Annotated in this window: 13 protein-coding genes; 9 read left to right on the top strand and 4 right to left on the bottom strand. The window is 50.9% G+C overall.

The window, feature by feature from the left end:
- Positions 1–35 precede the first annotated feature (35 nt).
- Positions 36–1526 (bottom strand): stalk domain-containing protein, encoded by a 1491-nt coding sequence (locus MKY58_RS13680; protein WP_339320763.1) that lies wholly within the window; start codon positions 1524–1526, stop codon positions 36–38.
- Positions 1527–1883: 357 nt separating this feature from the next.
- Between MKY58_RS13680 and MKY58_RS13675 the strand changes: the two genes are divergently transcribed.
- From MKY58_RS13675 to MKY58_RS13635, 9 genes are all read left to right on the top strand, one after another.
- Positions 1884–2510: a deoxynucleoside kinase gene (locus tag MKY58_RS13675; protein ID WP_339320762.1), complete on the top strand. Its 627-nt coding sequence runs from the start codon at positions 1884–1886 to the stop codon at positions 2508–2510.
- A complete protein-coding gene (locus MKY58_RS13670) occupies positions 2507–3148 on the top strand; it encodes a deoxynucleoside kinase (RefSeq protein ID WP_339325000.1) in 642 nt (213 codons plus the stop codon). The genes MKY58_RS13675 and MKY58_RS13670 overlap by 4 nt, the downstream gene beginning before the upstream one ends.
- Positions 3141–3527 carry a zinc-binding dehydrogenase gene (locus tag MKY58_RS13665; RefSeq protein WP_339325149.1) on the top strand — a complete coding sequence of 129 codons (387 nt, stop codon included), beginning with the start codon at positions 3141–3143 and terminating at the stop codon, positions 3525–3527. Before MKY58_RS13670 ends, MKY58_RS13665 begins: the two co-directional genes overlap by 8 nt.
- A 305-nt stretch (positions 3528–3832) precedes the next feature.
- Positions 3833–5596, top strand: coding sequence for an ABC transporter ATP-binding protein (locus MKY58_RS13660; protein WP_339324999.1), 1764 nt, complete (start codon positions 3833–3835; stop codon positions 5594–5596).
- Positions 5597–6250: 654 nt separating this feature from the next.
- Positions 6251–6643 (top strand): DUF4183 domain-containing protein, encoded by a 393-nt coding sequence (locus MKY58_RS13655; RefSeq protein ID WP_339324998.1) that lies wholly within the window; start codon positions 6251–6253, stop codon positions 6641–6643.
- 156 nt (positions 6644–6799) lie between these two features.
- Positions 6800–7084 carry a DUF4183 domain-containing protein gene (locus tag MKY58_RS13650; RefSeq protein ID WP_339325148.1) on the top strand — a complete coding sequence of 95 codons (285 nt, stop codon included), beginning with the start codon at positions 6800–6802 and terminating at the stop codon, positions 7082–7084.
- A gap of 480 nt (positions 7085–7564) precedes the next feature.
- Positions 7565–8293 carry a hypothetical protein gene (locus tag MKY58_RS13645; protein ID WP_339325147.1) on the top strand — a complete coding sequence of 243 codons (729 nt, stop codon included), beginning with the start codon at positions 7565–7567 and terminating at the stop codon, positions 8291–8293.
- Positions 8294–8305: 12 nt separating this feature from the next.
- Positions 8306–9997 carry a VWA domain-containing protein gene (locus MKY58_RS13640; RefSeq protein WP_339324997.1) on the top strand — a complete coding sequence of 564 codons (1692 nt, stop codon included), beginning with the start codon at positions 8306–8308 and terminating at the stop codon, positions 9995–9997.
- Between the two features lie 22 nt (positions 9998–10019).
- The gene (locus tag MKY58_RS13635) at positions 10020–11159 is read left to right on the top strand and encodes a toxic anion resistance protein (RefSeq protein WP_339324996.1); all 1140 of its coding nucleotides are present in this window, start codon (positions 10020–10022) and stop codon (positions 11157–11159) included.
- Positions 11160–11301: 142 nt separating this feature from the next.
- Here the strand turns inward: MKY58_RS13635 and MKY58_RS13630 are convergent, their stop codons facing one another.
- The 3 genes from MKY58_RS13630 to MKY58_RS13620 form a co-directional block, all read right to left on the bottom strand.
- Complete coding sequence (locus tag MKY58_RS13630) at positions 11302–12159, bottom strand: CAP domain-containing protein (RefSeq protein ID WP_339324995.1); 858 nt, start codon at positions 12157–12159, stop codon at positions 11302–11304.
- A 171-nt stretch (positions 12160–12330) separates the two neighbouring features.
- Positions 12331–13146, bottom strand: a complete 816-nt coding sequence (locus MKY58_RS13625; protein WP_339324994.1) for a hypothetical protein — start codon at positions 13144–13146, stop codon at positions 12331–12333.
- Complete coding sequence (locus MKY58_RS13620; RefSeq protein ID WP_339324993.1) at positions 13127–13714, bottom strand: sigma-70 family RNA polymerase sigma factor; 588 nt, start codon at positions 13712–13714, stop codon at positions 13127–13129. The genes MKY58_RS13625 and MKY58_RS13620 overlap by 20 nt, the downstream gene beginning before the upstream one ends.
- Positions 13715–14034: the final 320 nt, after the last annotated feature.

Below are 14034 nucleotides of genomic sequence, written 5' to 3'. Positions count from 1 at the left end.
ATACGACCCTCCTTGGTTTTTTAAGCCGAACCGAACTAGTCCATACGGATGGCGATCCGTTCCTCATTCGGCAGCCAGGTGACGGCGGCGCCCAGTTTTTCGCTGATCAGGCGAAGCGGGAGGTATACCGTTCCGTCCACGGTAAACGGTTTGTTATCGAACCGGATCGGGTTGTCGTTCAGCGTGATGCTGCCCGTTTTTACGTTTACCGCGATTGAAATGGCAGGTTTTCCGGCTTCATTGCGCGTAACCTTAGCCGTCTTGCTTTTTTCGTCGTAGGAGACTTCGGCCCCCATTTTTTCGAACACGGAACGGAGCGGCACGAAATTTTGCTCATTGCGCGTGATGACGCCGCTGCCCAATGGCACGTTTTCCCCGTTCAAGGAAACGGAGATCGGTTTTTGCACGGGTACGGGCGTGTTATGCATGAACTCATAATCGCCATGGCCGAGTTCCGCCGCTTTATTGACGCCCCATCCCCAAAGGGTGCCGTCTTTTTTCTGCATGATGATGTGGCGATCGCCGTTTTTGACCGAAACCACGTCCGAGGCGAGCAGTTTAAAGGAGACGTTGGACGGTACCTGATTCCGCTGGATCGAAGTCTCGTACACCTTGCCGTCGCCCGTGAAGGCCACAATCGAATTTTCTACGATATACGCCTCTTTCACGTTTTTTACGCCGGTCAACAGGACCGGTTTGGCATGGTCGGTATATACCGGGCCGTCCGAATATCCGGTTACGGTTGCACCCCAGAACCAAAGCCGGGATTGGCCGTCGATGGCGAGCGAGGACTGCTGGTTCTGCCAGATGCTTTTGATGTGGCTTAAAGACTGGATTTTCGTCGCGCTCAGCGTGCTGGGAAGAGGGCCGGTGCCTTTTAAGGTTTTCGGCCAGGTCCAAACGGTGCCGTCTTTTTTCAGCGCGATCGTGTCTTCGAGTTGAACGACGTTATCGAGATTTTTGACGGGGGTGAAGTTTTGGGTGGAATCCGAGCTCGTCCAGACCGTCCCGTCAGATTTCAAGAAAACGCGGCGTCCTTCACCGGTTTTGTCGTTGCTGCGGTAAAAGCTTTCGACGTCCGTCACATGGTCGATGCCTTTAACGGGTTCGAAATGCGTCAGATCCCAGCCCTCATTCGTTTTTACCGAGCTGAAAACGTTCCCGTCCGCATCGATGGCGAGCATTGGCCCGTAACCCTCGATTTTCGCAACGTTGCTGATCCCGCTGACAGGTTTGACGGTCACCGCTTTGCTCAGCACTTTGGTCTCCCAGAGCCATACCGTGTGATCTTGTTTCTCGACCATTTTGTTGCCGAGCATGGATGTTACGCCGCTGAGTTCCGGGACTTGGGTCGGCACGGGCTGCTGAGGGCCCCAGATCCAGAACGTCCCGTCCGTTTTGACAAGGGAATCCGTTCCGTACGATGCGATGGTCGAAGCGGTATTCGTATTTGCTGCCGCTGCGGACGCCTGAGCCGAAACCGTTAGGCCGAGTGCCAGCGACAAAAGTGTAATCGTTTTTTTCATGTTTGAAATTCTCCTTTCATGATGTGACCAGAAAATAATGCAGATTGCCGCGAAAGAATGGAATCGGTCGAAGCTTGGATCGGAAGATTCCAAATATTAGACGTGCGTCATGATAAAATGTTACATTTTTGACCGCAAAAAAACACCCCTGGATGCATTCCGCCAATTTTGTTGCAAGTACCCGAACGTTTTTTTATTTGAGAACATTCACCCTGGGTTCGCGGCGCACATCACGCATAATGTTGTCACATTTTCCAAGCCAAAGTTTCGATGAGAAAACAGGCCGGTCTGTGATACAATGAGTTGGTCCAATTTTAATAGAGAAGTTTCACATGCATGGGAGAAGGAGTCGGCTACATGGAAAAAAACACGCCTTTTATTGCCGTTGAGGGACCGATCGGGGCGGGCAAAACGACGTTGGCTGCGATGCTTGGAGAGCATTTCGCGCTTCCGGTCGTGAAGGAAATCGTCGAAGAAAACCCGTTTATCGATAAATTTTATCAAAACATGGACGATTGGAGCTTTCAGCTCGAAATGTTCTTTCTGTGCAACCGGTACAAGCAGCTGAAAGAAACGGTCCAAGAGTACGTCATGTCGGGAAAACCGGTGGTTTCGGATTATCATATTTTTAAGAACCTGATCTTCAGCCAGCGAACGTTAACCGGCGCGGAACGGGACAAATACGAGCAAATCTATCATATTTTGACGGATGATTTGCCTAAACCCAACATCATGATCTATATCAAAGCAAGTTTGGAAACCCTGCTGCACCGGATCGCCAAGAGGGGGCGGCCGTTCGAGCAGGACATGGATCCGGGATATCTCCAGCAGTTGATCGAGGATTACGAAGCGGCGATGTCGTCGCTTGCGGACCGCGAACCTTCAACGATCATCATCACCATCGACGCCAACCGGGTCGACTTCGTCCAAAACAAAAACCAATTCGAGGAAATTGCCTCTCAGTTAAAGGAGAACTTGTCATGAATCCATACCAAATCCCGGAAAACGCGATCATCACGGTCGCGGGAACGGTCGGCGTGGGCAAATCCACGCTTACGAAAGCGTTGGCGGCGCAGCTCGGCTTTAACACCTCCATGGAAAAAGTCGATCATAACCCTTATTTGGAAAAGTTCTATCACGATTTCGAACGATGGAGCTTCCATTTGCAGATCTATTTTTTGGCCGAGCGTTTTAAGGAACAAAAAAGAATGTTCGAAATAGGAGGAGGGTTCGTCCAGGACCGCTCCATTTATGAGGATACCGGCATTTTTGCCAAAATGCACGCCGATCAAGGAACGATGTCGAAAATCGACTACGAAACATACACCAGCCTATTTGAGGCGATGGTAATGACACCGTATTTCCCGCATCCCGATGTCCTCATCTACCTTGAAGGCAGCTTGCCGTCCATCCTGGCCCGGATTAAGGAGCGGGGACGCGAGATGGAGATTCAGACCGACGTATCCTATTGGGAACACATGCACCAAAGATACTCGGATTGGATCCGTGAATTTCAGGCTTGCCCGGTGCTTCGCTTGAACATCGACGAATACGATGTGCATGATCCCGAATCGATGTCAGGCATATTGAAGCAGGTGGGAGCCATCATTCGTCATTCCTAATGAAAAAGCGGTCGGGCTCATTCGCGACATGACGAACGGCGGGGTTGACGTGGCTTTTGACGCTGCCGGCGTTCAGGCCACCTTTGAATCGAGCATTTACGCGGTAAGACCCGGAGGAGAGTTCAATATCATCAGCCTTTGGGAAAAACCCGTCAACTTCAACCCAAGCGTCATCGTCAAAACGGAAGCCAAAATCAGCGGCTCTTATGCTTACAACAACTTGTTCCCCGAAGTCATCCAACTGCTGGCAAGCGGCCGGATCGACGGACATGCCGTGATTACGAGCACGATTGCGCTGGACGATATCGTGGAACAAGGCTTCGAACAGCTGACCAAAGACCGCAAGCAGTGTAAAATTCTCGTTGACCTGAACAAGTAAACATCATAGCTTGCGAAGATGCCGGGAACGGACCACAGGTCTGTTTTCGGCATTTTTTTGTTCCGCTTCATGGGGAAGAATCGATGATTATGATCTTTTTCAAGGGCTGTGTCATTTTTGACAGGAAGCTTCGAATCCCCGCCGGACCAAGGGGTTAATCGGATTCAAGAAACACATATATCCTCATTTCGCGTTATGGATTATAATCATGGTCTGTGGAAAAAGAAGGATAGGGAGGGAGGATCACGCAATTAGAAAACGCTTCCACTGATATCATAAACTTATAATAGTCAGAGAGGTATGGCATGAAGAGAAAGGATGTATTTTTCCGGCTGCTGCAATATATGGGCAAGTATAAACTGCTCTATGCCGGGTTAATCACGACCATGCTGGCGGGAATTGCCTTAGAGCTGTCCGTTGCATGGTTTTTGTCCCTCATCACGAACGCGGCGGTGAAATTCGATATTGGCATCTGGCCGATGCTCATCGCGATCGGGGCGGCCATACTGGTTGGCTCCAGCTTGATCTCATTTTTTGATACATACCTGAAACAAAAAGCATCAGTAAAAGTCAGAAACGACATCCGCTTGGACACGATGGACCATGCGCTGCGGCTTCATCAGGCCTATAACGACCAGATCCATACGGGCGATTTGCTTGCCAGGTTCACGAGCGACAATCAGGCGGTCGGCGATGCGGCGGGAAACATCATCATGGGATTGATCAAAAATCCGCTCCTTGCATTGTGCGCATTTATCTACCTGCTCAATATTCATTGGCCGCTTGCATTGATCACGATTTGCGTCGGTCCGGCGATGATCCTGACGGGAAAAATGTTCGGCGAATCGATGCGCATCAAAGGAGGACGCCTTCAGGAGGCGATGGGGCGCGGAACCTCGTATTTGCAGGATGTGTTGGGCGCCGGCATGCTGTACAAAATTTTTGGCCTTGAAAAAAAGATATCCAAGCAGTATAGGCAATTCAGCTCAGAAATCGCGGAAATCGAGCAAAGCCAAGGCAAAACCCAGGGCGCTGCCGGAGCCGTATCGCAGGGGATTGCGATCTTGACCTTTATGACGGCTATCCTGCTTGCCGGGTATTTCGTCGCCAAAGGCAGCCTGGAGGTCGGCGCGATGCTTGCTTTTGTCCAGCTGATGAATTACCTGGTTAACCCGTTTGCTCTGCTGCCGACGTTATGGTCCAGCATGCAGCAGGCATTGGCGGGAGCGGAAAGGATTTTTCAGGTGATCGACGCCCCCAAGGAATACGCCGAGCTGCCGGCGGCAAGCCGGGCAAAAACGGCATTCAGCGAGCTTGCCGTTTCTTCGGTTGGATTTTCGTACAAGGAAGGGGCGGAAGATGTACCGGCGCTGCGCAATATCGGGTTCCGCGTGTATGCGGGACAGACGGTGGCCGTCGTCGGCGGCAGCGGCGGAGGCAAGTCTACCTTGTTCAAACTGCTTCTCGGGTTGTATCCTCCCGGATCGGGCAGCATTAGAATCGACGGGAAAGCGCTCGGGGACATCGGCCTCCGGGAATACAGGGATTATTTTTCGCTCGTGCCGCAGGAATCCATTCTGTTCACGGGGACGATCCGGGACAATATTTTGGATGGAAACCCCAATGCGAGCGAGGAGCAAATAATCGCAGCCGCCAAACAGGCCAACGCCTACGATTTCATCATGAAGCTACCGGAAGGATTCGCTACGGAGATCGGGGAACGGGGCTCGCGGCTCTCCGGCGGACAAAAGCAGCGGATTGCGATCGCCAGGGCGATCTTGCGGGATGCGCCGATCCTGCTCCTCGATGAAGCGACGGCCGCACTGGACAACGAATCCGAAAGACTGGTTCAGGATGCGCTTTCGAAGCTGATGGTCGGCAGAACGACGCTGGTCATTGCCCACCGCTTGTCCACCGTGCAGCATGCGGACCAGATTCTGGTCATGGAAAACGGCGAAATCGTGGAAAACGGGACACATCGCTCCCTGCTGGCGGCAGGCGGAAGATACCAGGAGCTTTATCAAGCGCAGATGAAGAATGAGGAACACTCGAGGTTGGTGGAAAGCTGATGTCATTATTGAAAAGCTTCCGCTGACTAAGCGAGTTATTCGTCCATTCCCTGGGTGTGCATTTGACATATAGATAAGGCATACACACATACAGATTACACCTATGGGAAGGTGACGGAATTGAACGAACCGCATATGCGAAGGAGCAGATGCCCGAGTGCCCAAAATAGGCCCAAATGCGTAAAGAAAAAACGATCGGTTAACAAACGCACATTAAAATGTCCGGTATCGATGCCAAGCGGTCCATTAAGGCGAAAAAAACAAATTCAAAGGTTCACCCGAATTGCGGAACGGGTTGCGACGCAAGTCGCGCTGCAAAAGGTCGAAGCCTTGCTGAACGCCGTGACGGCCGGAGATCGCGGCATTCAAGGGGCGCAAGTTCCGCAAAGCGTCCAAGGATTTCCCGGGCCGCAAGAGGAAAGAGAGCATGGGCGATCGGAAGAACTCCGGGAAATTCAAGGACATGCAGGAGCTCCAGGACCTTCCGGACTGCCGGGAGATCGGGGGCTCCGCGGACGCCTAGGGTTTCCGGGGCCGGTGGGATCTTCGGGACAGGCAGGGGAACAGGGTAGCCCCGGACAACAAGGTCCGCCCGGACAGCAGGGGCCGGCCGGATTGCCGGGAGCCGCAGGGCCGCCGGGGGAGCGGGGCCCAGTGGGGCTCCAGGGTGCTCCGGGCGCACAAGGAATCCCCGGTCCGGAGGGGCCACAAGGCCCCCAAGGGCCGCCAGGAACCGTTCCGGAAGTTACCGTTACTCCTGCGTTAAACCGCTATTTTTATGTTCCGGAAAGCGACCTGGATTTAACGATGTCTGCAACGATACCTGCCGGCGATTTCGCAAACGATGTGGGTGAAGCGGTGACGGTATTCTCGGGCATTGGGCCGAACAGTTTCAACAACTTGTATATCAACGGAATCCTTCAGCCGGGGAACTTTTACGATGCAGAACCGTTAAGCTTATTTTTCCCGCCCCAGAATTCCATGATTTATGCCGGCACGCCCATCGTTTTAGAGACCGTAGAGCTGACGGTTCATGTGATAGTCTAGCAATTTTTGGTAGATTGCCCTCGCATCTCCCGATCCTTCTGCATTGATTATAGAAGAGGACCAAGCTATCTGCTTTTGCCGTGTTTCTCCCCTATTATCATAGAACTTCGTCTCTGATGATTGCGTGTTCCTCAAGAAAGAAGGTAGGTGAGAAACATGCCAATCGTGACGCCATATCAAAACAGCAGAAGATTCGTTTCCACAATCGGTGCCGGTACAGGGACGGGAGCGACGTTTGCCATCGCGGCTACGGCTTTCACCAACGATGCCGGAGCTGCCGCCACGGCTTTCCCGGGTGCTTTTAACTATTACGACCTCTACGTGAACGGGGTCATGCAAACGTCCGATACTTCAACCGTGACGACGACAGCGATTACCATTCCCGGAGGGGATGTCCTGGATCCCGGAACTCCGATTATCGTCCAGTTCGTCGTATCCTGATCCTTTTGGCCGCACTACAACATTGATGCATTTCATCGGCTTCTGCCCAACATGCTTTTCATCCTTGAGACCTGCTCCTGCTTTTGGGGCGGGTCTTTTTTTCGTTAAAGGGCGCCCCGGGCGGAACAAAAAATTTTAATCGTTCCAGACCCCTATGACATATGGTACAATTTTCAAAAGGCAAGGGTATTTGGACCAAGCGGGATCTTTTGCCGATCGTGGTCATCGTTTGCGGAATGGAACCTATTCGGAAATGCAACGTAGGTATATGGAAAGATGAGGTAAGACGCAATGCAGGACCGGTGTCTAGGGTACATAACAAAATGGAAGAGAATGGTTCGCAATCACGAAAACCTTCCGCCAAAAGGAACAAGCAACTTAAAAATATATTGCCTTTAACAACGCAAAATCACATGGGATAGCCTAAAGGTGTTTTCCCGCGTTTGGCGAGGTAGCAAAAGGAGGTAGACGTTGGATCGAATGAAGTACATAAAATTTTTCGGGCTTGTCGCAGGGCTCGTGGTCCTGAACATTCTCGTGCTCTCTCCCGGATTTTTGGGCATTTCGATCGGGGGAAGCGCTCTTTCGACGGCATTCGGGATTACGTTGCTGGTTGCAAGCGCCATCATCCTATTTTATGGATGTTATATGCTGCTGTTCAAGCCTCCGGCCGTCATTCCCGTCAAAGAGATCAGCACGCATGAAGACTATGTGGAGGCGCTCAATCGCTACCGCAACGTCAAATCGCTTCAGGAATTCGTTACGCTGGCCCTCGAGCAATTGGATCGCATCTTGAAAAAAAGAGCCACGCTGATGAATATCATCAACCAGCGGTTTGACGAAGGGGAATTGAGCCACAAAAAGTTTTCGTCCGTCGCCTACGAGGTCGAAAAGCTGTTCTACCTGAACGTCAAAAGCATTTTAAACAGGCTCAGCGTGTTTGACGAGTCGGAATACCTGAGCGTCATGAACCAGCGGCAGTCCAAATTCTCGCGCGAAATTCTTGAGGAAAAAACGAAGGTGTACAACGAGTACCTGTCTTTCATGAAAAGCTCTTTGAGCACGAACGAGGAAATTTTGCTGAAGCTCGATAAGCTCATCATCGAAATCTCCCGCCTGGACAGCTTTGAACCCGGCGACATCGACAACATGCCATGCATGCAGGAAATCGACTCGTTAATCAAGCAGACCAAATTATATAAACAGTGAGAGGTGCAATGAATGGCAAGAAGAGGCAAGTTTTTTCTTATTTCCGGTATCATCCTGGTCATCGTTTTTGTGCTGGTTTACGTCGGGGTCAACATGACTTCCAATCTCGGCAAAACCAAACTGCAGGTTTCGGCCGAAGATGCGGCCAAGCGGTTAAACAAGCTTTACTCCAATGTCGCGGTCAAAACCGATACGCCGGTCAAAGGGCAAATCGACCTGAACCCGATCGATATCGGGGATTCGCTTCCGGACATCTCCAAGTTTCCGATCACCGTTAAAAACACGACGGCGGACAACTTCGTCGAAATTTTCTCTTCGATCGAAAAATCGGGCACGGGCGTTGACGGCTGGCTGACCGAAGCGGCTGCTGAATTCAACAAAGCCAAAATCATGGTAAACGGGAAACCGGCCTCCGTCAAAATCCGCAACATCGCGTCGGGCACGGCCGTCGATTACATCAGGTCCAAAAAATACTTCCCGGACGCGTTTACCCCTTCCAACGAACTATGGGGAGAAATGGTCAAGGCCAGCGGCATCAAAACGCAGCTCGTCTCCAAACGGCTTGTCGGCAACGTCCCGGGCATCGTTTTATCGAAAGCCAAACATGACGCCCTGGTCGAAAAATACGGAGCCGTCAACGTCAAGACCGTGACCGAAGCGATCGCAAACAACGAGTTTTCGATGGGATATACCGATCCGTTCGCCAGTTCGACGGGGTTGAACTTCCTGCTAACCGCGCTTTATACGTTCGACAACAAAAATCTTTTGGGAGAAAAGGCGGTCCAAGGCTTCGAGAACTTCCAGGCCAACGTGCCGTTTACCGCCTCGACGACGATCCAAATGCGCGACGCGGCCAAATCGGGCATGCTGGATGGCTTCGTTTTGGAAAACCAGACGTTTGCGAATGCCTCCGACCTGAAAGGCGGATACGTGTTCACGCCGTTCGGCGTAAGACATGACAGCCCGTTGTACGCCATTGGCGACGTGTCTCCAAACAAGCTGAATATCATTAAGAAGTTCGCCGAATTCGTCACGCAGGAAAAATATCAAAAAGAAGCGGAGAAGAAAGGCTTCAACGGACTCGAAGATTACAAATCCGAGCTTCCCGTGGTCAGCGGCGACGTCCTGATCGCAGCCCAAAAGCTGTGGAAGGAAAAGAAAAACGGCAACAAGCCGATTGCGGCCGTGTTCGTCACCGACGTTTCCGGCAGCATGGCGGGCGAACCTTTGAACCGTTTGAAAGAATCGCTTTTGAAGGGCCAGAAATATTTGGGGAAAGACAACAGCATCGGCCTCGTGTCCTATTCCAGCGACGTCACCATCAATTTGCCGATCGGCAAATACAATACGAATCAGCAGTCGATGTTCGTCGGCGCGGTCCAAGGCCTGCAGGCGAACGGCGGCACGGCAACCTTTGACGGAATCGTCGTCGCGATCAAAATGCTGCAGGATTATTTGGCGGAAAATCCGTCGAGCAAACCGCTCATATTTGTCCTGAGCGACGGGGAAACGAATGAAGGCCATACGCTGAAAGACGTTAAAGGATTGATCGAAGCCTATAAAATCCCGATCTACACGATCGGATACAACGCCAACATCAAAGCGCTCCAAAGCATCTCGAGCATCAACGAGGCGGCAAGCATCAATGCGGACACCGACGATGTCGTCTACAAAATCGGAAACCTGTTCAACGTTCAAATGTAACGTCATTTAAAGGAGGATTACGATGTCATTTTCGATGGAAGTCGCAAGCCCGGAAGAAATCAAAGCCGTCATTGAGGAAGAGGTCAAACCCGTTCCGGAGGAAGTCGCCAAGCTGAAGGAATTGGCCGATTCCAACGTCGCGGCGATTATGGACCTGGATCTGGATTCGCTCGAGAAGCGGAAGGAGATTTTGCAATCGATCGATACGTTCGGTTTGAATACGATGAGAATGTCTTCGGACAAAAACACGATGCTTCAAGTTTCGGTAGGGAAACTTTCCCAGACGGGAGACGAAGGCGGGCAAGTCGCCAAAGGCTTGGCCGAACTCCATACGCAGCTGAAGGATTTGGACCCGAGCGCCATCGATTTTGCAAAAACGGGTTTTCTCGGCAAGCTGTTTAACCCGCTCCGCGCCTATTTCTTGAAATTCGAAAAAGCGGACAGCGTCATCGGCGATATCGTGGTTTCGCTCGATAAAGGAAAACAGACCCTCAAAAACGACAATACGACGCTCGAAATCGAGCAGCAGAGCCTGCGGGATTTAACGAAAAAGCTGCAAAAGGAAATTCAGCTCGGCGAAATGATGGATGCTTCCATCGAAGCCCAGATTGAAGCGGCCAAAGCGCGCAATGAAGACCCGGATAAAATCCGTTTCATTACCGAAGAGGTGTTGTTCCCGCTCCGCCAGCGGATCATGGACCTGCAGCAGATGCTGGTCGTGAACCAGCAGGGGATTATGGCGATCGAAGTCGTCATCCGAAACAACAAAGAATTGATCCGCGGGGTAGATCGGGCGAAAACGGTCACGATTTCAGCGCTCAAAATCTCCGTCACCGTTGCCGCAGCGTTATACAACCAGAAAATCGTGCTGAAAAAGATCGAGCTTTTGAACCAAACGACCAATGAGCTGATCGCAAGCACGTCCCGAATGCTTAAAAACCAAGGAGCGGCGATTCAAAAGCAAGCGCTGGAGGCCAGCATTTCGGTTGACACGTTAAAGCAGGCGTTTACGGACGTGTTGTCCGCCTTGGATTCGATCAGCACGTATAAGCAGGAGGCTCTGCCTAAAATGCGCGAAACGATCAATCAATTCCGGGAAATGGCCGATACCGGGGAAAAGCAGATTTCCCGAATGGAGCGGGGCCATAAGCTGGACTTATAATTGAACTGAACTGATCCGACGATAGCGGCTCCATAAAGCGTCTCTAACGCGGTCACCCAAAAAAAAGGATATAAGTCCTCGCCTGGTCGTCCAGGGGAAGGCTTATATCCTTTGCTTTTGCCGCGATTTGCAAGGCGAAAATTTAACCGGTAAATTCCTGCACCCACTCGTTATTGTAAAAAGCGATGCCGATTTTCGTGAAGCTTTTGTTGAGAATATTGGCTTTATGCCCCGGGCTGTTCATCCAGTCATTCATCACTTGCGTGGGAGTGGTCTGTCCCTTGGCGATGTTTTCCCCGGCCGATTGATAGGTAATCCCGTATTCCTTCATCATGTCGAACGGGGAACCGTGCGTCGGGGAGTTATGATCGAAATAATTGTTATTGTACATGTCCTGCGCTTTGGCCATGGCCATTTTGGAAAGCTCATCGTCCATGCTCAAGGAGCCGAGCCCTGCTTTGGATCTCTCTTTGTTCACCAAATCGAGCACCTGCTGCGCGAACTGGGTGGAATCCTTGCCGCTTGCAGGGTTTTGTGCGCCGGTTCCAGCCGTTCCGTTTCCGGCTGTTCCATTTCCGGCAGCGCTTCTTCCGGCTTGTCCGTTGGTGCCGTCGATCGGCTCCTGATCCGCCGGTGCGCCGGCAGGCGGTTGGTTCGTTGGTGCGTTAGTCGGTCCCTGATTGACCGGTGCGCCGGCAGGTCCCCGATTTGCGGGCGTACCTCCGGGGGCTTGGTTTCCCGGGGTGCCTGCCGGAGCTTGAATCAAGTCAAGCAGTTCGGAAGTGATCCCGTCCTGCGTTCCTTTTGCAGACAGTTTCCCGATGCGGTCCGTTGACGTCGACGATGCTTGGGTTTTGATGGAAGCAGGGTCCGTCGAACGGGTATGGGAATGGGTTGTTATTTTGGCCGGTTGCGGGGTGGCCTGCTTCGTCGAGACGTTGTTGCTTGATGCGCAGCCTGCAACCAAAATGAGCGCAGCTAGCGCGATGTATTTTACCATAATATGACCTCCAGGGCGTCGTGATATACCGCACTTAAGGTTTCCTTCCGGCATAGGAATTATTCCTTGGCAGGCCTGCCTCCTTCGAAAAATAAAAAAACCGCGCTTAGGTAAAAGGAGCCCCGGGAGCCCTATTTTACGGAAGGCGGTCTTTGTATTTCGGTTTTCGGTTTAAGGGATTTGCATGAACGATTTATAAACGGTAACCAATTCTTCTTTAGGCAAGCTGCTGCTAATCTGAATGATCAGCGTCTGGTGGGTGCCTAAGAGCTGGTTGTACACGCCCGGACTATAAAATACTTCCTGACCGCCGAGCGCGATTTTCTCCGTTTCCTTCGGAACGGTGGAAATCGTCGATTGGTACGTTTTCAGATTCATCAGATGGATCCATAACGCCTGCTGATCCGAATCGGTGTACTTTAACGAAACCTTATCGTATCCTTTTCCCTCAACGGAAGGATTGGATAACGTATAGTTTTCAAAATGATATTTCGAAGGAATTTGGTTCAATTCCGGCAGCGAAAACGATAATTTGGATTTGAGTTCGTCCAAATTAAGGGGTGGGCCGACGCTTTCCCGGACTTCGGACCATTCCAAACGGGAGAAGTTGTCCCCGTCGCTGTTTTGTTCGACGTACGTATCCGGTTTTTCGGTTTTTGGCGTCACGAGGCTTGGCGGCACATCGCCGTTTTTGATCACGATTCCGATCATGCCGTTGCCCAAATCCACGACGGATTGAACGATCGGGGACAGAGCTTTGGTGACGCCCGAAGGGCTGAAAAACACGGCGCCCGCGATAAACGATGCGGCTACGATGCCGCTAAGCTGCAAACGCCGTCTCTGTTTGCGCTTGCGTTTGACCTGGTCGAGTTGCGCTTGAACCTTCTTCCAGGATGCTCGCTTGCTTTCGTCGGACGTTAAGGAAGATGAAGACACTGCGCGGTCAAAGGCAACATCAAACCACTCTTCAAATTTTTCGCTTTTCATCCTTAATCCCCCACTCTTTAAACAGCATTTTCTTAATATTTTCCCGAGCCCTGAATAGACGTTGCTTGACGACATCTTCACTCAGCTCCAGCATACTTGAAATTTCTTTGTAACTCAGTCCCTGTTTCCACCTGTATTCGATCAACACCCTGTATTCGGGCTTCAATTGTTGAAGGTATTCCATGATCGATTCTTCGATCAATTTGGTTTCAACGGTGTTTTCGACCGACATGGGAGACTGGGGAACGTCTTCTTTATACATAAAAACACCTTCAACATCCACTTGGTTACGGTAGTTTTTATTTTTTCGCAAATAATTTATCGTCGTATTTTTGGTCACGACCTTGAGCCAGGCTCGAAGTTTGGCTTCGTTTTCGAATACGGGCTTGTTTTTGACCACTTTAATAAAGGCTTCCTGAATGATGTCTTCGGTAGCAGCGTGATCCTTGACAATGTAATATATCATGCCGTATGCAAAATCGTAATACTCGTAATAGATCTCTTCCTGTAAATCCTCACTGATATCGCTGAAGTCCGTCGTCGTGAGGAGCCGAATCATTGTGGACATGGTTATCCCCTTCCCGAAAGCCCGTGTTTCAATTTTGAATCCCGTTTTGCAAATCCATATGATCATCGGCCATCGGAAACATCCGATCGGCAAGATCTGCCGAAAAGCCGGTCCGGTTGCTGGCAAGCCTCCATCGTGGAGGTTTTTCTTATCTCTATTTTACAATATTTATGAATGCTTAGCCTAATATTTGGCATTGAAATTTTTTGGAAAACAAAAATACAAATATAGGATAATCGTCGTACATGAGCGTTAACGTTTCAAATATATGCGCAATTCCAAGTAAAAAGCCTCACATTCCGTTTTTCGGAGAATCGTTG

The organism is Paenibacillus sp. FSL W8-0194 (genome assembly GCF_037969745.1).
GTDB lineage: Bacteria > Bacillota > Bacilli > Paenibacillales > Paenibacillaceae > Paenibacillus_AQ > Paenibacillus_AQ cookii.
The sequence above is the reverse complement of the archived record's forward strand: the minus strand, read 5'-3'. Positions and strand labels throughout refer to the sequence as shown.